At 63.6% G+C, this 25,068-nt stretch carries 21 protein-coding genes; 13 read left to right on the top strand and 8 right to left on the bottom strand.

The window, feature by feature from the left end; translation table 11 throughout:
- Positions 1 to 47: 47 nt before the first annotated feature.
- Together FXB41_RS18650 and FXB41_RS18655 are read right to left on the bottom strand one after the other, a co-directional pair.
- A complete protein-coding gene (locus FXB41_RS18650) occupies positions 48 to 1,061 on the bottom strand; it encodes a DctP family TRAP transporter solute-binding subunit (protein WP_219682768.1) in 1,014 nt (337 codons plus the stop codon).
- Between the two features lie 184 nt (positions 1,062 to 1,245).
- Positions 1,246 to 2,016, bottom strand: coding sequence for a methyltransferase domain-containing protein (locus FXB41_RS18655; protein WP_219682769.1), 771 nt, complete (start codon positions 2,014 to 2,016; stop codon positions 1,246 to 1,248).
- A gap of 168 nt (positions 2,017 to 2,184) precedes the next feature.
- On the opposite strand from FXB41_RS18655, the gene FXB41_RS18660 reads away from it, so the two are divergent.
- Positions 2,185 to 2,928: an SDR family NAD(P)-dependent oxidoreductase gene (locus FXB41_RS18660; RefSeq protein WP_007594043.1), complete on the top strand. Its 744-nt coding sequence runs from the start codon at positions 2,185 to 2,187 to the stop codon at positions 2,926 to 2,928.
- 40 nt (positions 2,929 to 2,968) lie between these two features.
- Here the strand turns inward: FXB41_RS18660 and FXB41_RS18665 are convergent, their stop codons facing one another.
- The 3 genes from FXB41_RS18665 to FXB41_RS18675 form a co-directional block, all read right to left on the bottom strand.
- Positions 2,969 to 3,940: an ABC transporter substrate-binding protein gene (locus tag FXB41_RS18665; RefSeq protein WP_219682770.1), complete on the bottom strand. Its 972-nt coding sequence runs from the start codon at positions 3,938 to 3,940 to the stop codon at positions 2,969 to 2,971.
- A 192-nt stretch (positions 3,941 to 4,132) separates the two neighbouring features.
- Complete coding sequence (locus tag FXB41_RS18670) at positions 4,133 to 4,411, bottom strand: hypothetical protein (RefSeq protein ID WP_219682771.1); 279 nt, start codon at positions 4,409 to 4,411, stop codon at positions 4,133 to 4,135.
- A gap of 366 nt (positions 4,412 to 4,777) precedes the next feature.
- On the bottom strand, positions 4,778 to 5,839 hold the full coding sequence (locus FXB41_RS18675) for an isocitrate/isopropylmalate dehydrogenase family protein (protein ID WP_219682772.1): 1,062 nt from the start codon (positions 5,837 to 5,839) through the stop codon (positions 4,778 to 4,780).
- A gap of 169 nt (positions 5,840 to 6,008) precedes the next feature.
- On the opposite strand from FXB41_RS18675, the gene FXB41_RS18680 reads away from it, so the two are divergent.
- Positions 6,009 to 7,397, top strand: a complete 1,389-nt coding sequence (locus FXB41_RS18680; RefSeq protein WP_007594048.1) for an MFS transporter — start codon at positions 6,009 to 6,011, stop codon at positions 7,395 to 7,397.
- 4 nt (positions 7,398 to 7,401) lie between these two features.
- Here FXB41_RS18680 and FXB41_RS18685 read toward each other — a convergent pair whose 3' ends face one another.
- On the bottom strand, positions 7,402 to 9,021 hold the full coding sequence (locus tag FXB41_RS18685; RefSeq protein WP_219682773.1) for a B12-binding domain-containing radical SAM protein: 1,620 nt from the start codon (positions 9,019 to 9,021) through the stop codon (positions 7,402 to 7,404).
- 259 nt (positions 9,022 to 9,280) lie between these two features.
- On the opposite strand from FXB41_RS18685, the gene FXB41_RS18690 reads away from it, so the two are divergent.
- The 10 genes from FXB41_RS18690 (at position 9,281) to FXB41_RS18735 (ending at position 18,419) form a co-directional block, all read left to right on the top strand.
- A complete protein-coding gene (locus FXB41_RS18690; RefSeq protein WP_219682774.1) occupies positions 9,281 to 9,730 on the top strand; it encodes a (2Fe-2S)-binding protein in 450 nt (149 codons plus the stop codon).
- An 11-nt stretch (positions 9,731 to 9,741) separates the two neighbouring features.
- Positions 9,742 to 11,928 carry a xanthine dehydrogenase family protein molybdopterin-binding subunit gene (locus FXB41_RS18695; protein ID WP_219682775.1) on the top strand — a complete coding sequence of 729 codons (2,187 nt, stop codon included), beginning with the start codon at positions 9,742 to 9,744 and terminating at the stop codon, positions 11,926 to 11,928.
- 54 nt (positions 11,929 to 11,982) lie between these two features.
- Positions 11,983 to 13,254, top strand: a complete 1,272-nt coding sequence (locus tag FXB41_RS18700; protein WP_219682776.1) for an NAD(P)/FAD-dependent oxidoreductase — start codon at positions 11,983 to 11,985, stop codon at positions 13,252 to 13,254.
- Positions 13,247 to 13,693: a sulfur oxidation c-type cytochrome SoxX gene (gene soxX, locus FXB41_RS18705; RefSeq protein ID WP_219682777.1), complete on the top strand. Its 447-nt coding sequence runs from the start codon at positions 13,247 to 13,249 to the stop codon at positions 13,691 to 13,693. The genes FXB41_RS18700 and soxX overlap by 8 nt, the downstream gene beginning before the upstream one ends.
- An 8-nt stretch (positions 13,694 to 13,701) precedes the next feature.
- Entirely contained in the window at positions 13,702 to 14,169 is a 468-nt protein-coding gene (locus FXB41_RS18710) for a SoxY-related AACIE arm protein (RefSeq protein WP_219682778.1), read from the top strand.
- On the top strand, positions 14,169 to 14,486 hold the full coding sequence (gene soxZ / locus FXB41_RS18715) for a thiosulfate oxidation carrier complex protein SoxZ (RefSeq protein ID WP_219682779.1): 318 nt from the start codon (positions 14,169 to 14,171) through the stop codon (positions 14,484 to 14,486). Before FXB41_RS18710 ends, soxZ begins: the two co-directional genes overlap by 1 nt.
- The gene (gene soxA / locus FXB41_RS18720; RefSeq protein ID WP_219682780.1) at positions 14,483 to 15,262 is read left to right on the top strand and encodes a sulfur oxidation c-type cytochrome SoxA; all 780 of its coding nucleotides are present in this window, start codon (positions 14,483 to 14,485) and stop codon (positions 15,260 to 15,262) included. The genes soxZ and soxA overlap by 4 nt, the downstream gene beginning before the upstream one ends.
- Before the next feature lie 78 nt (positions 15,263 to 15,340).
- Positions 15,341 to 16,663, top strand: coding sequence for an ABC transporter substrate-binding protein (locus FXB41_RS18725; protein WP_219682781.1), 1,323 nt, complete (start codon positions 15,341 to 15,343; stop codon positions 16,661 to 16,663).
- Positions 16,660 to 17,598, top strand: coding sequence for a carbohydrate ABC transporter permease (locus FXB41_RS18730; protein ID WP_007594059.1), 939 nt, complete (start codon positions 16,660 to 16,662; stop codon positions 17,596 to 17,598). Before FXB41_RS18725 ends, FXB41_RS18730 begins: the two co-directional genes overlap by 4 nt.
- Entirely contained in the window at positions 17,595 to 18,419 is an 825-nt protein-coding gene (locus FXB41_RS18735) for a carbohydrate ABC transporter permease (protein WP_219682782.1), read from the top strand. Before FXB41_RS18730 ends, FXB41_RS18735 begins: the two co-directional genes overlap by 4 nt.
- Here the strand turns inward: FXB41_RS18735 and FXB41_RS18740 are convergent, their stop codons facing one another.
- Both FXB41_RS18740 and FXB41_RS18745 read right to left on the bottom strand, forming a co-directional pair.
- Positions 18,420 to 20,075, bottom strand: a complete 1,656-nt coding sequence (locus tag FXB41_RS18740) for a regulator (protein WP_219682783.1) — start codon at positions 20,073 to 20,075, stop codon at positions 18,420 to 18,422.
- Between the two features lie 10 nt (positions 20,076 to 20,085).
- Entirely contained in the window at positions 20,086 to 20,787 is a 702-nt protein-coding gene (locus FXB41_RS18745) for a cysteine hydrolase family protein (protein WP_007594065.1), read from the bottom strand.
- A gap of 758 nt (positions 20,788 to 21,545) precedes the next feature.
- On the opposite strand from FXB41_RS18745, the gene FXB41_RS18750 reads away from it, so the two are divergent.
- A complete protein-coding gene (locus tag FXB41_RS18750; protein WP_219682784.1) occupies positions 21,546 to 25,022 on the top strand; it encodes an indolepyruvate ferredoxin oxidoreductase family protein in 3,477 nt (1,158 codons plus the stop codon).
- The last annotated feature ends 46 nt before the right edge of the window (positions 25,023 to 25,068 follow it).

Below are 25,068 nucleotides of genomic sequence, written 5' to 3' on the forward strand. Positions count from 1 at the left end.
TGCGATCACCCCCGACCGTTCATGGTTGTTCTTATAGCGCGCCGGCGTCAGTTCATCTTGACGTCGAGTTCCTTGGCGAGGAGATCGAGCACCTCCTGCCCGACCCGCCCCTTCGCCCATTTGTAGGTCGGCTGCATCGCTTCCTGCCACGCCTTGCGATCGGCGTCAGTCAGATAATGCAGCGTGGTCTTGCCCGTCTTCTTGATCTCGGCCAGCGCATCCTCGTTTTCCTGGCGCGCGATCGAGTTGGTGTAGTCGGTCGCCTCGTTCATCGCCTTCTCGAGCTGGGCGCGGATATCGGGCGGCAGGCCGGACCAGAATTTCGAATTGACGATCACAGCATATTGCAGGTGCGCGTGATAGGACACGGTGATGTCCTTCTGCACCTCGTAGAATTTCTGCGTCAGGTAATTGGAGGCGGTGTTCTCGCAGCCGTCGACCACGCCTGTCTGCAAAGCCTGGTAGACTTCGGAAAACGCCATGATCTGGGGGATCGAGCCCATGATCCGGAGATATTGGTCGGCGACCTTCGATCCGGAGATGCGGAATTTGAGACCCTGGAAATCGGTCGGCTTCATCAGGGCACGGTTGGCGGAGAGCATGTGGAAGCCGTTGTCCCAATACGCGAGCCCGGTAATGCCCTTGGTCTCGAGCTTATCGAACAGCCACTTGCCGATCGTGCCCTTCATCGCGTTGGAATAGGTTTGATCGTCCTTGAACAACCATGGCAGGTCGAGCGCCTCGAACTCCTTGATACCGAGCGGGGCGAACTTCGCGGTCGAGGGGGCAAGCATCTGCACCGAGCCGAGCTGCAGCGCCTCGATCTCCTCCTTGTCCTTGTACAGCGTGGAGTTCGGGTAGATTTCGACCTTGACCTTGCCGTCGGTGTACTTCTCCGCGAGTTCCTTGAACTTCAGGGCGCCCTTGCCCTTGGGAGTGTCGTTGGCAACGACGTGGCTGAATTTGATGACGATCGGGCTCTGGGCCTGGGCCAAGACCGGAGACAAGACGGGACTCACGAGAACAGCTGCGGCGGCGACCGCAAGAAGCAGCTTGCGCATGAACGAACCTCCCAACAACCTCTAAAACCGGGTCTTTTTTGTTTTCCGATTTCAGTACTGACAGCAATCCGCCACCCGAACAACTAGACCTAAGCCCAATTTGCCGCAGCCAAGCTGTCTTGCGCAACCCGGCACCTGCTGCGTTCCCGGAAGCGAGCGCTTATGTCGCATTGCGGCAGTACGATCAGCCGTTGCGCTGGGCGACCATGAACAGACGCCGGAAGGGAAACAGCGTCTGTCCCGCGGCGTTCTTCGGATAGGCTTTCGCGACCCGCATCCCATAGGCGGCTTCGAACGCTGCCTTCTCGTCGCCCTGCAAGATGTCGAGATAGCGCGTCAGCCAAGTCCCCTTGGTCCACTCTTTCACGGGATTCTCGCCTTCCAGCACCTGCAGATATTCGGTCTCCCAGATGTCGATATTGGCCGACATCGGAGCAAGAAGACCGTGATAATAGGCCGGCGCTTCGACCGGCGGCGGCGTGACGAGATGCTCGACCTTGGACCGCCAGGGACCGTTCAGCGCCGTCTCGCCAATCAGCACATGCGAGGGCGCCAGAAAGTTGCGCGGCATCTGCACAGCGAGCATTCCGCCGGGCGTCACTTTCTCCATGATCGACGGAAACAGTGCCGCATGATTGGCCAGCCAGTGCAGCGCGGCATTGGAATAGATCACGTCATATTGCTTCGTCGGGCGCCAATGGCCGAGATCCTCGTGCGACCATTCCACGTCCGGCGCCGCCTTGCGGCCGGCGGCAACCATCTCGGCTGATCCCTCGACACCGGTCACCGTCGCGTCCGGCCAACGCTCCTTGATCAGCCTGGTGACGTTGCCGGCGCCGGCACCGAGATCGGCAACCGCACGCGGGCCAGAATCCGGAATCCGCATCAAGAGGTCGACGGCGGGCCGGAGGCGGTGCCCGGAGAATTTCAGATATTGCTGCGGATCCCAGACCATCGCTCGGCGCCTTTTCTTTTTCGTGTTTCCTTCAACGCGGCTCTTGGTTACCACTGCTCGTCCCGGTCGGGCAAATCAGGCTGACGGGACAGGGCAGGAAACGAACAGAAAAACGAACAGCCAAACCAACAGCGACAAGCAGAAAAGCAAACAAGAGGGCGTGTCACCATGGATCTCGGGCTCAAATCGAAAACCGCCGTCGTCACCGGAGCGAGCGTCGGCATCGGCCGCGCCATCGCCAAGGGTTTGGCTGCCGAAGGCGTGCGCGTCGTCGGCGTGGCACGGCGAACCGATCTGCTCGCCGAGCTGGTGAGCGAAGTCGGCTCCGGTCTGATCACGCCATTCGAGCAGGACGTGATGGCCAAGGACGCGGCGGAGAGGATTTCGGCCTTCGCCGTGAGCGAGCTCGGCCATGTCGACATCCTCATCAACAATGCCGGCGGCAGCCGCCCCCTCCCCGTCGATGCGCCCGACAGCCAATGGGACGAAGCGATCGCGCTGAATTTCACCAGCTACCGCCGCATCGCGCATGCGCTGCTGCCGCAGATGATCGAACGCAAATGGGGCCGCATCGTCAACATCACCGGCAAGTCCGAGCCGGAAGGGCTCAACGCCGCGTTCGCCGCCAAAGCCGCCGTGCACGCCTGGGCCAAGGGCCTGTCGCGCGAGATCGGCGAGCACGGCATCACCATCAACTGCATCCCGCCCGGCCGCATCATGAGCGAACAGATCCGCCGCAACTACGCGCCCGATTATCGCGAGCGGTTCGCGGAGGAGGAGATTCCTGTCGGCTATTGGGGCGAGCCGGAAGACCTTGCGGCGTTGGCGGTGTTTCTGGCGTCCCCTGTAGCGCGGTACATCACGGGCACGGTGATCCCGGTGGATGGGGGGCTGAGGAGATATCAGTTCTAGAGCGAATTGGCTCGCCCGCTTGCCGAAGAGGCCGCCGCTGTTATTCGATCACGTCGTCCGCGCGCACCAGCAACGACGGAGGTATCTCCACGCCGAGTGCCTTTGCGGTCTTGTGGTTGATGACGGTCTTGAACTGCGTCGGCTGCTCGATGGGAATCTCGGCGGGGTTGGCACCCTTCAATATCTTGTCGACGAAAACAGCGGCGTGGCGGAACATTGCGGTGAAGTCCACACCGTATCCCATCAGGGCCGCCCCCCGGGCGGCGACAATGGGTGCGGCAACCGATGGCACCCGGCACTTGTCCACAATCGCGGCCACCATGGACGTGTTGGTGACAAACGCGTTTGCGTCCGTGATCACGAGGCCGTCCATCGGGTTAGAGCCGACGAGTGACAGCGCGCTTTCGAGATCGCCGGGAACGTCGACCTCGATAGGTAGTAGCTCCATCTTCAATGCCTGCGCCGCGTTCCTCATGGTGCTCATTGTAGCGTTGTTCAGTGGATTTCCTCGCTGCATGAGCACCCCCACGCGTCTGGTCGAGGGAGCCAAGCCTGCGAGAATCTCCAGGCGCTTTGCAGCCAGTTCTGTGAGGAAAAAGGTTTGCCCTGTGATGTTGCCGCCAGGATGAGCCATGCTGGCTGCAAGGCCTATGGTCACCAGATCGGGGCCCACGATCATTACGGTCGGAATTTTTGCCGTCGCGTTATGAGCGGCAAGAATCCCGGGGAATGTGGCTGTGACGAGAACGTCAATATCAAGAGCGACAAGTTCATTCGCAAGCGCCGGCAGCCTGGCGTCGTCGCCACCGGCGTCGCGATATTCGACATGAATGTTCGCGCCGTTAACCCAACCGAGATCGCTGAGCCCCTTGAGGAATGAGTCTACTTCCAAATTCCGCGGTGGGGGGAGGAGAAGGCCAATTCGGGGCATTCGCTTCACTTGCTGTGCTCGCGCTGCCAGAGGCAACGCAGACGCCACACCAACCAAAGTCAGGAATTCTCGTCGTTTCATTATCAATCCGATCTCATACACCCCGGCTGAGAACAGCCATTGTTCTACGTTGGTCCAAGCTGCACTGATGACCGGGTCAGGTCAAAGGCGGCAGTCTGCACCGGAGGCGATGACTTCTGCTCTAGCCAGACTCCGGACCTGCCGATGCCGTATGCCAAGCGACGATAAGGGCCATAAGCGGAAGTGATCACATTAAACGGGGTAGCGCCATTTCAATGCGCGCCGCACGAACAAGAGCGCTGCTACCACGATCACCAGGACGACAAGATAGGCGGCAACAGCCCACCGCTCGTGTGGCAGGTAACCCGGAGCCAACATAAGCACCACTAGAACGCAAAGGAGCGCCGTTTGTGCGTAGAACAGCGGCGAGCGCAGCATTCCCGTCGGTTTCAGTTCCGCAAGCCGGTCGCCAGCACGCGTCGCGCGACGGTAAACAAACACTAAGACTGCGAAGGCAACAATCCAGGCCATACAACCCAGCTAGCAGTTCAGAATTTATGATACCTCAACGTGCGGTGGAAAAGGCAACATATCCAGCCTAACGTCTGCAACGGGTCCAAAAGGTGAATGCCGGAGCTGCCCGCGTAGATCTGCTTCAGCACAGGAGCGGGCATCGCTCCTTCACGGGAAGCACACATGGTCTTTTGCGGACCGGTGCAATCCTGGCATCCTGCCAGTGTTTTGCCCGACAGGTCAACGTCATGGCCGCGGTGAATGTCGTCGCTGCGCGGTTCGGAAATCCCTTATTAATCAAGGGGCCTTCTACTGTGCATGGGGTTGTTTTCGCGTTTTTTGTTTTGAGCCTTTAAAAAAACACGCAAGACCCGCAGGACCACCTCACTCCGCCTGCAAGATCTCTGCGATCGCGGCCCCCGCCGCGATGGTGCCGAGCTTGCCGCCGACATCGCGCGTTGCCCTGCCTTCGCCGATCGCTTTTGCCACCGCCACCTCGATCGCACGAGCGGCTTCCTCGTACCGTACCGCGCCGCTGTTCTCGCCGTGCCAGGCCAGCAGCAGGGCCGTCGACAGGACCAGCGAGACCGGATTTGCGACGTCCTGGCCTGCAATGTCAGGCGCCGAACCGTGCGCGGCCTGCGCCATGGCGTGGCTGTGACCGACATTGAGCGAGCCGCCGAGGCCGAGGCTGCCGGAAAGCTCTGCGGTGAGATCGGACAGGATGTCGCCGAACATGTTGGTGGCGACGATGACGTCGAAGCGGTCGGGGTTGCGTACAACATGCGCCATCATGGCGTCGACGAGGATGTCGTCGACGGCGAGGCCGGGATAGGCATTCGCCGCCTCGCGGCAGATGTCGAGGAACATGCCGTCGCCGAGCTTGAGCACATTGGCCTTGTGCACGATGGTGAGATGCTTGCGCCGCTTCATCGCCAGCCGGCACGCCGCATGCGCGATGCGTTCGCAGCAATGGCGCGTGATCCGGCGCAGCGAGATCACGACATCCGATGTGACCAGCATCTCGCCATTGCCCTGCTCCATGTTGCGGTCGGCGTAAAACCCTTCCGTGTTCTCGCGCACCACGACAAGGTCGAAATCACCGACCCGGCCGGACAGCCCCGCATAGGTGCGTGCGGGCCGGACATTGGCGTAGAGGTCGAGGTTCTTGCGGAAATACCGCGACGGGTTGATCTCGCCATGGGCCTCGTCCTTGAAGTCGAAAGTCGCGGTCGGCCCGAGGATCAGCCCGTCGGCGGCACGGACGATGTCGAGCAGCTCGGGGCGCACCGTCGTACCGAATTGTTTGAGGCTCGCATGGCCAACTGCGTGCTCCTCCAGCCGCAGATTGAGCTGGAAGCGCTCGGAGGCGGCACGCAACACGCCTGATGTCGCGGTCGTGATCTCGGGCCCGATGCCGTCACCGGGCAAAACGACGATGTGCATGGCGCTCCCCTGACATTGCAGCAGCTCATGCGATCATACGCCGGCGCCAGGAATCATCGCCCAGCCTTCGCGCATACACTGCATGCAAGCATATGCCTGTGGAAGGCGGCCGCGCCGTAGTACATGCCAAGTCCCCTGGAGCCGGCCGCCGGAGCAACGCGCTAACGCAATGACAATCACGTTACCCGCCGCCGCGCGCAAGCCCGACCACACCATTTCCGACGGCCTTCCGCCCGCACAGCGGCGCTGGGCCATTGCCGCGATCTTCACCGCGCTGGCCATGGCCTCGCTCGACACCGCGATCGCGAACATCGCGCTGCCCGCCATTGCCGGCGACCTGCATGTCAGCCCTGAGCAATCGGTCTGGGTGGTCAACGTCTACCAGATCGCGCTGGTGGCGACGCTGCTGCCGTTGGGAGCACTCGGCGAGATCGTCGGGCACCAGCGCATCTATCTCGGCGGCCTGATCCTGTTCACCATCGCCTCGCTGTTCTGCGCGGTGGCCTGGTCGCTGGAGAGCCTGCTGGTTGCGCGCACGCTGCAAGGGTTAGGTGCGAGCGGCATCATGAGCGTCAACACGGCGCTGGTGCGCTTCGTCTATCCCGGCCGGATGCTCGGCCGCGGCTTCGGCCACAACGCGCTGGTGGTCGCGACCGCCTTCACCTTCGGTCCCTCGATCGCCTCCGCCATCCTCGCGCTCGGCCCGTGGCCATGGCTGTTCGCCGTCAACATCCCGTTCGGCCTCGTCGCGATCGGCATCGGCTTTGCGATGCTGCCGAAAACGCCGCGCGCCGATCACGGCTTTGACTTCCTCGGCGCGATCCTGGCGTCGGCCTGTCTCGGGTTGTTCATCACGGGCATCGGCAGTGCTGCGCACAATCTGTCACCAGTGGTCGTGGGCATCGAACTGCTCACGGCCCTGGTGCTCGGCTTCATCCTGACGCGCCGCCATGCCGACCATCCCGCGCCGATGCTGCCGATCGATCTGTTCAGTCGGCCGATGTTCGCGCTGTCGGCGGCGACCGCGGTATGCTCGTTCGCGGTGCAGGGCCTCGCCTTTGTCTCGCTGCCGTTCTATTTCGAGGACGTGCTGGGGCGTTCGCAGGTCGAGACCGGCTTCTTCATGACGCCGTGGCCGCTGGTGGTCGGCATCATGGCGCCGATCGCGGGGCGCCTCTCCGACCGGCACGCGGTCGGACTGCTCGGCGGCATTGGGCTCGTGATGCTCGGCCTCGGCATGGCGCTGCTGGCGATGCTGCCGGCCAATCCTGCGATCCCCGACATCATCTGGCGGATGGTGATCTGCGGCATGGGGTTCGGCTTCTTCCAGGCGCCGAACATGAAGGCGGTGATGTCGAGCGCGCCGCCACATCGCAGCGGCAGCGCCTCCGGCATCGTCGCCACCGCGCGCCTGACCGGGCAGACGACGGGGGCCGCGCTCGCCGCAGCCTGCTTCTCGCTGGCCGGTCACGACGGCGCAGTCGTGGCATTGGCACTTGGCGCCGGCTTCGCCGCGCTCGGCAGCGTGATGAGCTTTTTGCGGCTGGCGGTGAAGTAGTCCGTCAGGCCAGATGCCGGGCCGCCGTTACCTCGACAGTCGCCACCGGAACGACCGTTTCCTCGTCGAGCGCAGCGAGGCGCTCATCGATGGCAGCGATGACCTTGCGCGAGAACGGCCCGAGATGCGCATAGGCCGCGATCATCTGCACGGCGATCCGCGCCGATGAGGTGTCGCGCTTGGCGCAGTTCATGAAGGTCTGCCACAGCGGCCCTCGCGCCTCGGGAAGGGCTGTGACCACCTTGTGCACCGTTTCCATCGCCCCGAGCCCGGCGCGGATATCGCCCTCGGCGAGCTCTTGGCGCTGCCTGGACCGGTCGAGCAGCGTCATCAGGCGATCAACGCGCCTTGCATAGGCCTCTGGGCTGTAGATGTGCTCCAGCACGCGCTTGTAGTCCGTCAGGATGTCGCGCAACGGGCGCACCGGATCGAAGTTGATCCCGGCGGTACACTGATCGGCGCCGATGGTCGGCGCCAAATCGTGGCCGGGGTGCAGCCGGCCTTCGCGCTCGAGGCGGCGCGTCAGCTGCGTGTTCGGCAAGGCATAGAGCAGGCCGACCATGCTGACCGGGATCGCCGCCTCTTCGATGAAGTCGATCATGGCATCCGCCATCGAGAGCTTCTCATTGTCGAAGCCGACGATGAAACCCGCGGTGACGAGCATGCCTGCGGCGTAGATCTTGTGGATGCTCTCGGCGATGTTGCGCCGCGTGTTCTGCTTCTTCCGCATCGCGACCAGCGTCGCCGGATCCGGACTTTCGATGCCGACGAAGATGGCGAAGAAATTCGCCTGACCCATCAGCTCCAACAGCTCGGGATCGTCGGCCAGATTGACCGAGGCTTCAGTCGACAACTCGAACGGATAGCCGTGAGCACGCTGCCATTCGGCGAGCTGGGGCAGGAACAGCCGCAGCGACTTCTTGTTGCCGATGAAGTTGTCGTCGACGAAGTCGAGATGGCCGCGGTAACCCATGGCGTAGAGCCTGTCGAGCTCGTTCAGCATTTGCTCATTCGTCTTGGTTCGCGGCACCCGGCCATAGAGCTCGATGATGTCGCAGAACTCGCAGGTGAACGGGCAGCCGCGGGAATACTGCACACCGAGATAAAGGTAGTCCTCGAACTTCAGCAGGTCGAAGCGCGGCACCGGCGTCTTGGTGACGTCGGCCTGGAATTTTGGCGCGATGAAGACGCCGGAGCGGGCGCCACTGTCCCAGGCCGCGACGAATTCGTGGAGAACGCTCTCGGCCTCTCCGAGCACCTGGAAGTCGGCCCTCTCATAGATATGGGGGCTTGAGGTGGGATCGGGACCGCCGACGACCACCGGCTTGCCCGCGGCACGGCAAATTTCGATCAGGCGCAGCGTGTCGGCCTGCTGCGGCATCATTCCGCCCGTGAAGACGACGTCGGCCCAGGAAAGATCCTCGTCGCTGAAGGCTTCCGTGTTGCAATCGATCAGCCGGACCGTCCAGTGCTCGGGCAACATCGCGGCAACGGTGATCAGCCCCAAAGGGGCCGCAGGGCGCTTCACGCCCAACACTTTGCAGGATTCGCCAAAGCTCCAGAAGGACTCTGCCGAGAACAGCGGATAGAGCATCAGGACTTTGCAAGGCTGCGGTACGTTCATGGAACCTCTTTTTGGCTGATTCCACTGTAGCAGAGCATTGTCGACTTGCACCCCGGCAAAAGAGACAAACTGTCGCTCCGGTTCCAAGGGCGTCTGCGCACGGAAGCCGGTAGACGTCGCCCCAAGCCGTGCCGCGGGCCGCCCAGGGAGCAAATCTCTGGCGGCTACCCCCCGGACTGTTGATTTGAACGTTTCCAATTTGCCGGACACATTGCGCCCCTGAGTCCAATCGGTGGATTGGGCCAATCAGGGGACTGCGATGGCAAACCTAACAATCAACGGAAAAACCTTCACGCTCGACGTCGAGCCGGATACGCCCCTGCTCTGGGCGATCCGCGAGAATGCCGGCCTGACCGGCACGAAATATGGCTGCGGCATTGCACAATGCGGCGCCTGCACCGTTCACATCGACGGCGTCGCCACCCGCTCCTGCGGCGTTTCGGTCGGCGAGGCCGCAGGCAAGAAGATCACGACCATCGAAGGGCTCGCCTCCGGCAACGCACTGCACAAGGTGCAGGAAGCCTGGATCGCCCAGGATGTGCCGCAATGCGGCTATTGCCAGAGCGGCATGATCATGGCGGTGGCGGCGCTGCTGAACGAGAAGCCGAAGCCGACCGACGCCGACATCGACGAGGCCATCACCAATATCTGCCGCTGCGGCACCTTCCAGCAGGTGCGCGAAGCGATCCACACGATCGCAAGCGCATAAGGAGCCGTCACATGAACAAGCATGTCTCTCCCAGGATGAACCGCCGCGCCTTCGTCGTCGGCACCGCCGCGGTCGGCGCAGGTCTCGCAATCGGCCTCGATATCCCCTTCGGCGGCCCCGCCGTAGTCCGCGCGGCCGACGGCTCCCCCGAGATCGGCGCCTGGGTCGTGGTCAGGCCCGACGACACCGTCGTCATCCGCATCGCCCGCTCCGAAATGGGCCAGGGCTCGCTCACCGGCCTCGCCCAGCTCGTCGCCGAGGAACTCGAATGCGACTGGTCGAAGGTCTCCACCGAATATCCGACACCGGGCCAGAGCGTCGCCCGCAAGCGCGTCTGGGGCGATTTCTCGACCGGCGGCAGCCGCGGCATCCGCTCCTCGCAAGACTATGTCCGCAAGGGCGGCGCCACCGCACGCGTGATGCTGATCCAGGCCGCCGCCGAGGCGTGGAACGTGCCGGCGTCCGAATGCACGGCCGCCAACAGCGTCATCACCCACACGCCGTCCGGCAAGACCACGACCTACGGCAAGGTCGCCGAGGCCGCAGCCAAGCTGACGCCGCCGGCCGACGTCAAGCTGAAGGATCCCAAGGATTGGAAGCTGATCGGCAAGGGCGTGAAGCGGCTGGACACCGCCGAGAAGACCACCGGCACCATGGTCTACGGCATCGACGTCAAGCTGCCGGGCATGCTGAACGCCGCGATCAAGGACTGCCCGGTGTTCGGCGGCAAGTTGAAGAGCTATGACGAAGCCAAGATCACCGACATGAAAGGCGTCAAGAAGGTCGTCAAGGTCGGCGACACCGCGGTCGCGGTTGTTGCCGATACCTGGTGGCAGGCCAAGACCGCGTTGGAGGCGCTGCCGATCGTCTGGGACGAGGGCGACAACGCCAAGGTCTCGAGCGAATCGATTGCAAAGTGGTTGGCCGAGGGTCTCGACAACGCGCAGCCGGCCTATGTCGGCAACAAGAACGGCGACGCCAAGGCGGCGATCGCCGGTGCCGCCAAGAAGATCGAGGCCGTCTACAGCTATCCCTACCAGAACCACGCCACGATGGAGCCGATGAACGCCACGGCGCTTTACACGGCCGACAAGTGCGAGGTCTGGTGCGGCACGCAGAATGGCGAGGCGGCCTTCGCCGCCACGTTGGAAGCGTCGGGCCTGCCGGCGGAGAAGTGCGACGTGCACAAGGTGATGCCCGGCGGCGGCTTCGGCCGGCGCGGCCAGACCGACTATGTCCGTCAGGCCGTCTTGATCGCCAAGCAGATGCCGGGCACGCCGATCAAGCTGTTGTGGTCGCGCGAAGAGGACATGGCGCACGGCAGATATCACCCGATCACCCAGTGCAAAATGACCGGCGCGTTCGATGCGGACAACAATCTGGTCGCGCTGCACTACCGCCTGTCCGGGCAATCGATCCTGTTCTCGCTCCGCCCCGAAGCGCTGCAGAACGGCATGGATCCGGCCGCATTCCAGGGCGTCGCCCAGTCCGGCGAAGCCGCGTTCGGTTACTCGGTGCCAAACCTCCTGGTCGAGCATGCGATGCGCAACCCGCACGTTCCGCCGGGCTTCTGGCGCGGCGTCAACGTCAATCACAACGCGATCTACATGGAATGCTTCATGGACGAGCTGGCCCAGGCCGCAGGCCAGGATCCGCTCGAATTCCGCCGCAAGCTGATGGGCAATCACCCCAAGCATCTGGCGGTGCTCAATGCCGTGGCCGAGAAGATCGGCTGGAGCACCCCGGCGCCGCAGGGCATCTATCGCGGCATCGCGCAGGTCATGGGCTATGGCAGCTATGTCGCCGGCGCCGCCGAAATCTCGGTGACCGACGGCAACAAGATCAAGGTGCATCGTATCGTCGCTTCAACTGATCCCGGCTACGTCGTCAATCCGGCCCAGGTGGAGCGGCAGATCGCGGGCTCCTTCGTCTATGGCCTCTCCGCGCTGTTCTACGGCGGCTGCACCGTCAAGGACGGCAAAATCGAGCAGACCAACTTCGACACCTACAATTCGATGCGCATCAACGAGATGCCGAAGGTCGAATCGGTGATGGTGCCGAGCGGCGGGTTCTGGGGCGGAGTCGGCGAGCCGACCATCGGCGTCGCAGCGCCAGCGGTGCTCAATGCGTACTTCGCGGCGACGGGCAAACGCATCCGTTCGGTGCCGTTGCGCGACCAGAACATCACCTTCGCCTGAGACACGCCGCGGCGGCCGTAACGGCCGCCGCGGCACACTTTCCGGACAAGACCCATGAATGCGCCGGTGACACGGCGGGATGCCATCCTCGGCATCGCCGCCGCGGCCACATCATTCGCCGTCCCTTCGATCCTGCGCGCGCAATCGGCGGGCCGCGTCGTCGTGGTCGGCGGCGGTTTTGGCGGCGCCGCGTGCGCCCGCGCGCTGAAGCGCGCGCAGGCAAACTTGCAAATCATCCTGATCGAACCCAATGCGGTCTTCACCTCCTGCCCCTTCAGCAACGAGGTGATTGCCGGCCTGCGCGACATCGAATCTCAGCAATTTGGCTATGACAAGGTCGCCGCCGAGGGCGTCACGGTGATCAGCCAGGCCGTAACCACAATCGAGCCGCAACTGCGCAGCGTCGTGACGGCCGATGGCGTAGCGCTACCCTATGACCGTCTCGTCCTTTCTCCTGGCATCGACTTCCATTTCGAAGCCCTGCCCGGCTACGACGACGCGGCATCAGAAAAAATGCCGCACGCCTGGAAGGCCGGCGCACAGACGCTGCTGCTGCGTCGCCAATTGGAGGCAATGCCGGACGGCGGCACCGTCGCCATCGCGATCCCCGCCAATCCCTCGCGCTGTCCGCCGGCGCCTTACGAGCGCGCCAGCCTGATCGCGCATTACCTGAAAACGAAGAAGCCACGCTCAAAGGTCTTGATCCTCGACGCCAAGGACAGCTTCTCCCAGCAGCGACTGTTCGAGAGGGCGTGGAAAGAGCTGTACGGCGATATGATCGAACGCATCGGGCTGTCGCAAGGCGGCCGCGTGACCTCGATCGATCCCGCGACAAAGACCATCGTCACCGAGTTCGGCAATTACACGCCTGACGTCGCCAACGTCGTCCCGCCGCAGCGAGCGGGACGCATCGCCGAGATCGCGGGCGCTGCGGATGCCACCGGCTGGTGCCCGATCGATCCCGTGACCTTCGAATCGAAACTTGTCCAGAATATCCACGTCGTCGGCGATGCCTGCCTCGGCGGGGGCATTCCCAAATCGGCGTCCGCGGCAAGCGCACAGGGCAAGGCCTGCGCTGCCGCGATCGTGAACCTCCTTGCCGGCCGCGCACCGGAGACGCCGCGACTGACAGGCGTCTGCTACAACATCGTCGCACCCGGCTACGGCTTTTCACTCGCGGGCAATTACCAGCCCAGGGGCGACATCTTCGCCGAGGTCGAGGGCGGAGCGACCAGCCCGGTCGATGCGCCGCGCGAATTGCGCGCCCGCGAGGCGACTGAAGCCGAGCGCTGGTTTCAGACCATCACGGCGGACATCTTTGGCTAGAGCATTGGTCCATATCGCAGCGCTGATCGCCGCAAGTGTTGCCGGCGCTGCTAACGCGGACGAGCTTGTGCCCTACAACATCGTCAGCGACGGCATCGCGGAATCGCTCACCGGCGCGCCCGGCGATGCCGCGCGCGGGCGCGCGCTGGTGCTGGCGCGCACGACGACCTGCATCCTGTGCCATTCCGGTCCCTTCCCCGAAACCCGGTTCCAGGGCGATCTCGCGCCAGACCTCTCGGGTGCGGGGAACCGCTGGACGGTGAGCCAGTTGCGGCTTCGACTGGTCGATGCGGCGCGCTTCAACCCGGAGACCATCATGCCGTCCTATTATCGCACCGACCACCTCGTGCGGGTCGGGCGAAATTTCGCCGGCAAACCGATCTTGTCCGCCGCCGAGATCGAGGACATCGTGGCTTTTCTTGCAACGCTTCGGGACTAGGACTGTTCATGCCGACCACGCGACGACAATTCCTGACTCTTGCCGGAAGCGTGACGGTCGCCGGAACGATCCCGATCGTCACGCTGCGGCCGCTCGAGGCGACACCGGCGATGCTCAATGCCGCGATCCGCAACGTGGTCGGCGAAGCACCGGTCCGCACCGGCAAGGTGAAGCTCGACATTCCGCCGCTGGTCGAGAACGGCAACACGGTGCCGATGACCGTGAGCGTCGCGAGCCCGATGACGGCGGACGACTACGTCAAGAGCATCCACGTGTTCAATGAAAAGAATCCGCAGCCGAACATCGGCAACTTCCATCTCGGCCCCTCCTCCGGCCGCGCCCAAATCTCGACCCGGATCCGGCTCGCCGACACCCAGAAGGTGGTGGCGATCGCGCGCCTTTCCGACGACACGTTCTGGCAGGTCACGACCGAAATCGTCGTGACGCTGGCCGCCTGCACCGAGGAGATAAATTGATGGCTGCGCTCATCAACGTTCCCACGAAAGCCAGACGCGGCGAAATCATCGAGATCCGCACGTTGACCTCGCACATCATGGAGACCGGCTTCCGCCACACCGCGGATGGGGCGCTGGTACCGCGCGACATCATCACGAGCTTTACGTGCCGCTATAACGGCACCGAGATTTTTCGCGCCGATCTCTTTCCGGCGATTGCGGCCAATCCCTATCTGTCGTTCTTCACGGTCGCGAAGGAGAGCGGCAAGTTCGAGTTCGAGTGGATCGGCGATAACGGCTATTCGTCCAGCGCATCGGCGTCGATCACGGTCGAATGAGTTTCTGGCGCGCGATAGCGGCCGCGGCGCTCCTCGCCACCGGCCCTGCCCTGCTCGCCGGCGAGATTCTGCCGGACGCGCGCCGCTCCGGCTATTCGTTCATGGGGCCCGACACCCGCGCGATGCAGGATGACGACACCTCAAATCCCGGGATGCTGTTCGTGCTCGATGGTGAGGCGTTGTGGACGAAGAGGACCGGCAGCGCCGACAAGGCCTGTGCGGATTGCCATGGCGATGCACGCGGCAGCATGAAAGGCGTCGCGGCGCGCTATCCGGCCTTCGACAAGGCGCTGGCGCGCCCCGTCACGCTCGACCAGCGCATCAATCTCTGCCGCAGCAATCATCAGCAGGCACCGGCGCTGCCCTACGAGAGCCGCGACCTGCTGGCGCTGTCCGCCTTCGTCGCGCATCAATCGCGCGGGGTCGCGATCACGGCCGGCGACGATCCGCAACTGAAGCCATTCGTCGACCAGGGCCGCGACCTCTTCATGCAGCGCGAGGGCCAACTCAACCTTGCCTGCACCAATTGCCACGATGACAACTTCAACAAGCGACTTGCCGGCGCGCCGATCACGCAGGGACAGCCGACCGGCTATCCGCTTTATCGCCTGGAATGGCAGACGCTGGGATCGCTGGAGCGCCGGCTACGCAGTTGCATGACGGGCGTCCGCGCCCAGGCCTATGATTTCGGCGCGCCCGAGCTGGTCGCGCTCGAACTCTATCTGATGTCGCGGGCGCATGGCTTGCCGATGGAGACGCCGGCCGTGCGGCCCTGAATTCCACAGATTAGGGCTAGGCAGACGCAGAACGGCCGCTAGTATCCGCCCAAATTGAGTCACAGGGAGGGACCTAAAGTGGTCAACCACAAAATCTCGCGTCGTACGCTCTTGACCGGCACGGCCGCAGCTGGAGCGCTCGGCCTGACGGGAATGCCGGCGCGCGCCGAGGTGAACTGGAAGAAATACGCAGGGACCAAGCTTGAGGTGATCCTCGCCAAGGGGCCCCGCGGCGACAACCTGCAAAAATACGTCAAGGAGTTCACCGAGCTCACCGGCATCCAGGTCGAAGCGGAGCAGATTCCCGAGCAGCAGCAGCGCCAGAAGGTGGTGATCGAGTTCACCTCGGGCCGTCCGAGCTTCGACGTCGTCCATCTCAGCTACCACGTGCAGAAGCGGCAGTTCGAGAAGGCCGGCTGGCTCGCCGACTTGACCCCCTTCATGAAGGACCCGGCGCTGACCGCCCCCGATCTCGTCGAGAGCGACTTCTCGGCCGCGGGCCTGCAATACGCCAGGAACGACAAGGGCCAGATGCTGTCGCTGCCGTGGTCGGTCGATTATTTCATCCTCTATTACAACAAGGAGCTGTTCGAGAAGAAGGGCGTCGCCGTTCCCAAGACCCTCGATGAGATGGCTGCGGCGGCCGAGAAGCTCACCGATACCAAGGAAGGCATCTACGGCTTTGTCGGGCGCGGCTTGCGCAACGCCAACATGGCGATGTGGAGCAACTTCTTCCTCAACTATGGCGGAGAATTCCTCGACGCCAAGGGCAACATCCTGACCGACGGTCCGGAAGCCATTGCCGCGACCAAGCTGTATCAGACGCTCCTGACCAAATCGGCACCTCCAGGCGTCGCCGGCTTTAACTGGATGGAGTCGATGGCCTCGTTCACGCAAGGCCGATCCGCGATGTGGATCGACGGCGTCGGCTGGGCGCCGCCGCTGGAAGATCCGGCTGCCTCGCGCGTTGTCGGCAAAGTCGGCTACACCGTCGTGCCCGCCGGCCCCAAGGGACAATATTCCTCGACCTATGGCGACGGCATCGGCGTTGCCGCTGCGAGCAAGAACAAGGAAGCCGCCTATCTGCTCTGCCAATGGGTGGTCTCGAAAACGCAAGGAGCGCGGCTGCTGCAGGCCGGCGGCGGCGTCCCGTTCCGCAACTCGATCCTTGGCGATGCCGAGGTCCAGAAGGGCGTCAAGACCAAGGAGTGGCTGCAATCGGTGATCGATTCCGGCAAGATCAGCAAGCTGGGCCTGCCCGTCGTGATCCCGGTCGCCGAATTCCGCGACATCGTCGGCGCGGCCGTCACTGCGACCTTGTCCGGCGCCGATCCTGCCGCCGAGCTGAAGAAGGCCAACGATCAGTACCGGCCGATCCTGGAGCGTAGCGAGAAGGCGTGAGTGCGTTGACACAATCGACTCCGGGCGCGGCACAGTCTGATGTCGCGCCGGAGAAAGCGTTGCGGCCGCCGTCGTACTGGCCGTTCGTGGTGCCGGCGCTGGTCGTCGTGATCGCGATCATCATCTTCCCGTGGGTCTTCACGATCTGGATGAGCCTGAACGAGTGGAAGGTCGGCTCCTCGACCACCTTCGTCGGGTTGTCCAATTATCTGCGGCTGACGAGCGATCCCCGCTTCATCGAGGCCGTCGGACATACACTGGTCTACACCATATTGTCCGTGCTGCTGCCGCTCGTGCTCGGCACGTTTGCGGCCGTGGTGTTTCACCAGAAATTTCCCGGCCGCGGCTTTCTGCGCGGCGTCTTCATCATGCCGATGATGGCGACGCCGGTGGCGATCGCGCTGGTCTGGACCATGATGTTCCACCCGCAGCTCGGCGTGCTGAACTATCTGCTGTCACTGGTCGGAATCCCCGCGCAGCTCTGGGTATTCCATCCCGCGACCGTCATTCCTTCGCTGGTGCTGGTCGAGACCTGGCAATGGACGCCGCTGGTCATGCTGATCGTGCTCGGCGGCCTCGCCGCGATCCCGACCGAGCCTTATGAAAGCGCACAGATCGACGGCGCCAGCATCTGGCAGGTGTTCCGCTTCATCACCCTGCCGCTGATCATGCCGTTCCTGTTCATCGCGGGCATGATCCGCATGATCGACGCCGTGAAGAGCTTCGACATCATTTTCGCAATCACCCAGGGCGGACCGGGATCGGCGTCGGAGACGATCAACATCTATCTCTACAGCGTCGCCTTCTCCTACTACGACCTCGGCTACGGCTCGGCGATTGCTGTCGTGTTCTTCCTGCTGATCGTCCTGCTTGCGGCGGTGATGCTCTACGCGCGCCAGCGCATGCTGTGGACCGAGATCGCGAGCGGCACATGACTCCAAGGCAAATCGTCGGCAAGATCGGCCTGTGGTTCTCGGTGTTCGTCATCGTGTCGCCGGCGATCCTGTTCTTTCTCTGGATGCTGTCGCTGTCGCTCAAATTCGAGATCGACAACGCCGCCTACCCGCCGGTGTTCTTCCCCGAGCATGTCGCCTGGAAGAACTATGCCGACGTGCTCGCCTCCAACCGCTTCCTGACCTATTTCATCAACAGCCTGATCGTGACCGGCAGCGCGACGTTGCTTGCGCTGCTCGTCGGCGTTCCCGCCGGCTACGGCATCGCGCGGATGGCCGCGCACAAATCTGCGATCGTGATCCTGATCGCCCGTATCACGCCGGGATTGTCCTATCTGATCCCGCTGTTTCTCATGTTTCAATGGCTGGGATTGCTGGGCACGCTGGTGCCGCAGATCATCATCCACCTCGTGGTCACGGTGCCGATCGTGATCTGGATTATGATCGGCTATTTCGAGACGACGCCGATGGAGCTGGAAGAAGCAGCCCTCATCGACGGCGCCACGCGCTGGCAGGTCTTTCGGCACGTTGCCCTGCCAATCGCCAAGCCCGGCATCGCCGTTGCCTTCATCCTGGCTGTGATCTTCTCCTGGAACAACTTTGTGTTCGGCATCGTGCTGGCCGGACGCGAGACCCGCACCCTGCCGGTCGCCGTCTACAACATGATTTCGTTCGACCAGTTGAGCTGGGGGCCGCTCGCGGCCGCCGCGCTGATCGTCACCCTCCCGGTGCTGCTGCTGACGGTGTTCGCCCAGCGACAGATCGTCGCCGGGCTCACCGCTGGTGCCGTCAAGGGCGGGTAGCTACTCCGCCGGTGCCGCGTGCATGTCCGCGTGCGGCATGTAAGGCTCGCTCGCGCCGAGCCTGCTGGCCGCGAACAGACCGGCGGCCATCACGGCATAGGCGAACGCGACCGCGGGCGTGACGCCAAATCCGCCGCCGATGCCGACGGCTTCGCCGTGCATGAAGCCGAAGTAAGTCAGGACCGCACCAACCAGCGCGAATGCCGAGGCTTTCTCGAAGTCGCGCTCGATGATGAAGACGCCGATCGCACCCAGGATCAGGCCGCCGAGGATGGAGCCGCCGCCCATCACTTCGAGTCCGTGATAGAACACGCCCTGCTGCGGTAGCGCTGCAATCGCGGCCGCCTTGACCGCGTCGGCCTTGTCGGCGGCCATTCCGCCGACGGTCGCAGCCGCGTTCATGGTCGAGCCCAGCATGGTGTCGATCTGGAGCTTGGCCCAGGCGGCCAAATGCGGCGTCAGCGCCAGCACGATCGCGGGCGCGTGCTTGATCGGCGTGGTCTGGAACGCCTGCGCGCCAATGAGCATGCCGATATAGAGCAGGATCGGCGAGATCGCGACGACCGGGACCAGCGCCAGCAGCACCGAGATGATGCCGAACCAGGCCAGCACCACCACCATGATGCCGGTCGCGGCCGAATAGCCGATGCGGCCGCCCATCGCCTTCCAGCCGGGATGGCCGATATAGACGGCGTTGATAAAGGGGTTGCCCATCAGGCAGCCGATCAGGCTGACGATTCCGTCGGCGGTGAGCACGCGCGTGGTCGGATATTCGTCGCCGGCGGCTTCCGCGCTCTCGACATTGTCCATGGCCTCGACGAGATCATAGATGCCGAACGGAATGGCAGTGACCAGGATGACGCCAAGGAATTCGAATCCGGAGAAGACGTAGCCCACCGCCGGGATCGGCACCGAGAAGCCGAAATTCGCGAAGGCATCACTGACGCCCTTGACGCTGAGCCCGCCGAGACCAAGGCCGAACAGGTTCGAGCCCCAGGCGATAACCATGCCCACCGCGATCGCAACGAGACCGGCGGGAATGCCGCGCCAATATTTCACGCCGCCGAACCAGCTCACCAGGATGATGGCGAAGCAGACCAGGCCGATCTGTGGCGTCATGTACATTTCGAGCGCCGGTCGCATCGAGATGAAGGTGACGGAGACGCCGGCGAGCGTACCGAGCAGCGCCGCGCGCGGCGTGATCTTTCGAATGAACGGCGCGATGAAGCCGCCGATCATCAGGATGAAGCTCTGGAAGAACACCCAGACCAGGCCAGCCGACCAGCCTTTGAGCGGATCGCCGGTCTTGATCGTGATCGGCAGCATGATCACGAAGGTGACGATGAACATGTGCGGCACGCTGACGCCTGATGGTAGGGCACAGACGTCGTTGCGGCCGGTCTTCTGCGCCAGGCGATAAGCGAGGAACGCGTAGTAGAAGGTGGAAAGGCACATCATCAACCCGAGTGCGGGAAGGATGCGGCCGAACACGAGTGAGTCGGGCATCTTCAACACGAAGCGCAACAGGCCCGTGAGCACCAGCATGTTGACGAGGATGTTGGTGCCGAAGCCAAAAAACGCGTTCCAGTCGCCCGGTGTCCATAGTGCCGGCTTGAACTCGGAGGTGCCGGCCGTCCCTGTCGTGCCTGTGCTCATCGTGATGCCCCTACGCTGATGTGGAAATCTTCATCGCCTCCAGAACCGCGGCTGAGCTTGCGACCCAGCCGAAGATGCCGCCCTGGGCCTTGATCATCTTCAGGCCCATCTCGTGAAATTCGGGGAAGTAGGACGCGCAGCCGTCCGAGATGACGACGCAGCGATAGCCGCGGTCGTTGGCCTCGCGCACGGTGGTGTTGACACACACTTCGGTGGTGACGCCGCACACCAGCAGATTTTCGATGCCGTATTTCTCCAGCACGTCGGTGAGCTCGGTGGCGTAGAATGCGCCCTTGCCGGGCTTGTCGATCACGATCTCGCTGTCGAGCGGATAGAGCTCCGGGATGATGTCGTGGCCGGCCTCGCCGCGAATGAGAATGCGTCCCATGGGACCGGGGTCGCCGATGCGAAGGGATGGCGCGCCGCGCTCGACTTTCGCCGGCGGCGCGTCGGAGAGATCGGGCAGATGGCCCTCGCGCGTGTGGATCACCAGCATGCCGGTATCCCGCGCGGCCTTCAGCACGGCACCGATCGGCTTCACCGCACGCGCGAGCTGGCTGACGTCGTTGCCCAGCGTCTCGCCGAAACCGCCGGGCTCCATGAAGTCGCGCTGCATGTCGATGATGAGAAGCGCGGTGGCCGGCCAGTCGAGCTTGACCGGCTCCGGTTCGGCGCTGATGACACCCAGTGTCGGCTTGGTTGAGTTCAACATGACTCAAGGCCCCCGCGAGAACTCTCTCTGCAGGAGTTCTGCAAGCGCCATGCCATTGTGTACAATTGCGATTAAGCCGACGGCGCAGGAAAATTTACTGCGCTGTCAGAATGTTATTAGGAAAGCCGGGGTCTGCTTATTCGCTGTGCGGCGGCTTTGCGGCGTGCATTTGCCCAAAGGATGAGCGCTCTCCGTCGTTATTCCGGGGCGATGCGTAAGCGTCGAACCCGGAATCCATCGGGCGGCTAAACACGCGCTGAAATCGATCCGGGCTCGCGCGACGCGCGCCCCGGAACGACGAAGGTGGCGCTAGCGACCCGCTCCATACAGCCCCCGATGCTCCTCCCCATGGTGCGCGCAAGAGGCCTTCAGCGTCGTCATGTAGAGCGACCTTCAGGTCTTGAGGATCATGGGGTCGCCAGCTGCATGAGTTCGCGAAGACGTCGAGGGCTGTCGGCGCAGCAACGATATCGGCCGTACCGCGCAATACCTCTGCTTGGAGCATCTGGCGCGGGTGGCGCCATGGCCCGATCGGAGCCTCAGCTGTCTCCGTGATCTCAGTGTCGAGCGCGCTTGCAGTCACGATGTCCTCCGCAAGCAAGCCATGACCAGCAGGAGCGCCACGGATGCGGCCAGCGATATTGACTTCGCCTGTGCATGCCTTTGACTGTCACAATTCGCGTCGCGCAGCCGCTCCTCCCTCCCGCAGCGCAAACCCCAAGTCGAAGAAAAGCCAAACAAGAGACGAGGACTTCCGAATGACGCTGATGCAGGTCGAGCTGGACGACAAATACCGGCTCGAATCGAAGCGGATCTTCCTGTCTGGCACGCAGGCGCTGGTCCGCCTGCCCATGTTGCAGCGCGAACGCGACCGGCTTCAGGGCCTCAACACCGGCGGCTTCATCTCGGGCTATCGCGGTTCCCCGCTCGGCATGTACGACCACGCATTGTGGCGCGCGAAGTCACACCTCCAGCAGCACGACATCGCCTTCGTTCCCGGCTTGAACGAGGACCTCGCGGCGACCGCCGTCTGGGGCAGCCAGCAGGTCGGCCTGTTTCCCGGCGCGAAGGTCGATGGCGTGTTCGGCATTTGGTACGGCAAGGGGCCGGGCGTTGATCGCTCGGTCGACGCGCTCAAGCATGCGAATGCCGCCGGCACCTCGCTCAACGGCGGCGTGCTCGCGCTCGCCGGCGACGACCACGGCTGCCAGTCCTCGACACTGGCGCACCAGAGCGAGCAGGTCTTCGCAGCGGCGCTGATCCCTGTGATCAACCCAGCGACACTGCAGGACTATCTTGACCTCGGCCTCTACGGCTTTGCGCTGTCGCGCTTCTCCGGCTGCTGGGTCGGCTTCAAGGCGATCAGCGAGACCGTGGAGAGTTCGGCCTCGATTGACAGCGATCCCGAACGCATCCAGATCAAGCTCCCCAACGATTTCGAGATGCCGCCCGGCGGCCTCAACATCCGCTGGCCCGATCCGCCGCTGGACGCCGAGAGGCGCCTGTTCGGCCCGAAGATGGCGGCGGTGCAGGCCTTTGCGCGTGCCAACCAGCTCGATCGCATCGTGCTCGACTCCAGGCCGGCACGGCTCGGCATCGTCGCGACCGGCAAGGCTTATCTCGATCTGCGGCAGGCGCTGGCCGATCTGGGCATCACCGACAAGGATGCGCAGGATTTGGGCCTGCGCATCTACAAGGTCGCACTGACCTGGCCGCTCGAGGAAACCGGCGCCAAGCGCTTCGCCGAAGGGCTTCAGGACGTGCTGGTCGTCGAGGAGAAGCGCGGTTTCATCGAAGACCAGCTGATGCGCATCCTCTACAACATCGATGCGTCCCGGCGCCCGACCGTGACGGGAAAACGCGACGAGCGAGGCGCGCCGCTATTGCCGAGCGAGGGCGAACTGACGCCGACCGTCGTTGCAGCCGCACTGGTGGCGCGGCTGCGCAAGCTCGGCCACCACAGCCCGGTCCTTGAGCAGCGCCTCGCCCGGCTCGAGGCCTTCGACACTCCTGTTCCGGCCTCCCAGCAAATCAAACTGGCGCGCACGCCATTCTTCTGCTCGGGCTGCCCGCACAACACCTCGACGCGCGTGCCCGAGGGAAGCCGCGCCATGGCCGGCATCGGCTGCCACGGCATGGCCCTGAGCATGCCGACCCGCCGCACCGATCTGATCTCGCATATGGGCGCCGAGGGCGTGAACTGGATCGGACAAGCGCCCTTCACCACCGAGCAGCACATCTTCCAGAACCTCGGCGACGGCACCTACACCCATTCCGGACTGCTTGCCCTTCGCGCGGCATCGGCCGCCGGCATCAGCATCACCTACAAGATCCTCTACAACGACGCCGTCGCGATGACCGGCGGCCAGCCGGCCGAGGGCGGCTTCAACGTTGCCCAGATCGCTCAACAGGTCTGGGCCGAGGGCGTCAAGCGCCTCGCGATCGTCTCCGACGATCCCACCAAGTACCCTGACGGCAATTACTTCCCGCAAGGCGCGACCATCCATCATCGCCGCGAGCTTGACGCCGTTCAGCGCGAGCTGCGCGACATCAAGGGCCTTACGGTCATCGTCTACGACCAGACCTGCGCCGCGGAAAAGCGCCGCCGCCGCAAGCGCGGGCTGTATCCGGATCCCGCCAAGCGCGCCTTCATCAACGAGCTGGTCTGCGAAGGCTGCGGCGACTGCTCGCAAGCCTCGAACTGTGTCTCGGTGCAGCCGCTGGAGACCGAGTTCGGCCGCAAGCGGCAGATCGACCAGTCGAACTGCAACAAGGACTTTTCCTGCGTCGAGGGCTTTTGTCCGAGTTTTGTCACCGTGCATGGCGGCACGCTCAAGCGGATCAAGACATCGACAGTCGACTCAGGCCAGCTGTTTGTCGACCTGCCGCTGCCACCCGCGCGTGAGCTGGACGCCCCCTACAACATCCTTGTCACCGGCATCGGCGGCACCGGTGTCATCACCATCGGCGCGCTGCTCGGCATGGCCGCCCATGTTGACGGCCGCGGCTGCTCGGCGCTGGATTTCACCGGTCTGTCGCAGAAGAACGGCGCGGTGATGAGCCATGTGCGCATCGCCGCGAAGCCGGAAGACATCTCCGCGGTCCGGATCACCACCGGCGGCGCGGACGTCATCCTCGGCTGCGACATGATCGTCTCGGCAGGTCCCTCGGCGCTCAGCCGCGCCGAACGCGGAACCACGAAAGCGTATATCAATGCCGATCTCCAGCCGACCGCGAGCTTCGTGCAAAACCCCGATCTCGATTTCGAGATGGGCACGATGCAGACGGTGCTGCGCGACGCCGTCGGCGACAACAACCTCGACATCATCGACGCCACAGGTATTGCCTCCGCGCTGATGGGCGATTCGATCGCGACCAATCCCTTCATGCTCGGCTTCGCCTTCCAGAAAGGCGCGATCCCGCTGTCGCTGGAAGCGCTGCTCCGCGCCATCGAGATCAACGGCGCCGCGATCGAGATGAACAAGCTCGCCTTCACCTGGGGACGTCTCGCCGCCCACGACATGTCGCGGGTGCGCAGCGTTCTGCAGTTCAGGAGCCGGGCCTCCACGCCGGCGAAGTCGCTCGACGACATCATCGCGACGCGCGCCGAGTTTTTGACCGGCTATCAGGGCAAGGCCTACGCGGACCGCTACCGCACCGCCGTTGCCAAGGTGCGCAAGGCGGAAGCTGCTGCCTCCCCAGCGTCCACCGAGCTGACCGACGCTGTCGCGAAAAACCTGTTCAAGCTGATGTCCTACAAGGACGAGTACGAGGTCGCGCGGCTCTACACCGACGGCAGCTTCTCCAAGAAAGTCTCGGAGAAATTCGACGGGGACTTCAAGCTGAAGTTCTATCTGGCGCCGCCGATCTTCGCACAGCGCGACAAGACCACCGGACATCTCCAGAAGAAGGAATTCGGCGGCTGGATGATCCACGCCTTCCGCGTGCTGGCCAAACTGAAATTCCTCCGCGGCGGCGCGTTCGATCCATTCGGCCGCACCGAGGAGCGCCGGACCGAGCGGAAGCTGGTCGCGGATTATCTCGACATGATCGATCAGCGGATCGCCGGGCTGAAAGCGGAGCAGATCCCGCTATTGGCGAGGCTCGCGCGGCTGCCGGAGACGATCCGCGGCTTCGGGCATGTCAAGGAAGCCAACATCAAGCTGGCGGCGGCGGAGAAGTCGCGGCTGGAAGCGGAACTGGAGAACAGCCGCTTTGCGGCGGCTGCGGAGTAGTAGATGCGCGCTCCGCATTCTCTGCCGTCATCGCCCGCGAAGTGTT

This window comes from Bradyrhizobium canariense, assembly GCF_019402665.1.
Classification (GTDB): Bacteria; Pseudomonadota; Alphaproteobacteria; order Rhizobiales; family Xanthobacteraceae; genus Bradyrhizobium; species Bradyrhizobium canariense.

Coding starts and splice junctions, on each gene's coding strand:
- FXB41_RS18710 (WP_219682778.1), top strand. CDS start 13,702: ATGCCGACCACGCGACGACAATTCCTGACTCTTGCCGGAAGCGTGACG.
- soxA (WP_219682780.1), top strand. CDS start 14,483: ATGAGTTTCTGGCGCGCGATAGCGGCCGCGGCGCTCCTCGCCACCGGC.
- FXB41_RS18745 (WP_007594065.1), bottom strand. CDS start 20,787: ATGTTGAACTCAACCAAGCCGACACTGGGTGTCATCAGCGCCGAACCG.
- FXB41_RS18680 (WP_007594048.1), top strand. CDS start 6,009: ATGACAATCACGTTACCCGCCGCCGCGCGCAAGCCCGACCACACCATT.
- FXB41_RS18695 (WP_219682775.1), top strand. CDS start 9,742: ATGAACAAGCATGTCTCTCCCAGGATGAACCGCCGCGCCTTCGTCGTC.
- FXB41_RS18660 (WP_007594043.1), top strand. CDS start 2,185: ATGGATCTCGGGCTCAAATCGAAAACCGCCGTCGTCACCGGAGCGAGC.
- FXB41_RS18690 (WP_219682774.1), top strand. CDS start 9,281: ATGGCAAACCTAACAATCAACGGAAAAACCTTCACGCTCGACGTCGAG.
- FXB41_RS18740 (WP_219682783.1), bottom strand. CDS start 20,075: ATGAGCACAGGCACGACAGGGACGGCCGGCACCTCCGAGTTCAAGCCG.
- FXB41_RS18735 (WP_219682782.1), top strand. CDS start 17,595: ATGACTCCAAGGCAAATCGTCGGCAAGATCGGCCTGTGGTTCTCGGTG.
- FXB41_RS18655 (WP_219682769.1), bottom strand. CDS start 2,016: ATGGTCTGGGATCCGCAGCAATATCTGAAATTCTCCGGGCACCGCCTC.
- FXB41_RS18650 (WP_219682768.1), bottom strand. CDS start 1,061: ATGCGCAAGCTGCTTCTTGCGGTCGCCGCCGCAGCTGTTCTCGTGAGT.
- soxZ (WP_219682779.1), top strand. CDS start 14,169: ATGGCTGCGCTCATCAACGTTCCCACGAAAGCCAGACGCGGCGAAATC.
- FXB41_RS18700 (WP_219682776.1), top strand. CDS start 11,983: ATGAATGCGCCGGTGACACGGCGGGATGCCATCCTCGGCATCGCCGCC.
- FXB41_RS18750 (WP_219682784.1), top strand. CDS start 21,546: ATGACGCTGATGCAGGTCGAGCTGGACGACAAATACCGGCTCGAATCG.
- FXB41_RS18670 (WP_219682771.1), bottom strand. CDS start 4,411: ATGGCCTGGATTGTTGCCTTCGCAGTCTTAGTGTTTGTTTACCGTCGC.
- FXB41_RS18685 (WP_219682773.1), bottom strand. CDS start 9,021: ATGAACGTACCGCAGCCTTGCAAAGTCCTGATGCTCTATCCGCTGTTC.
- FXB41_RS18675 (WP_219682772.1), bottom strand. CDS start 5,839: ATGCACATCGTCGTTTTGCCCGGTGACGGCATCGGGCCCGAGATCACG.
- FXB41_RS18665 (WP_219682770.1), bottom strand. CDS start 3,940: ATGAAACGACGAGAATTCCTGACTTTGGTTGGTGTGGCGTCTGCGTTG.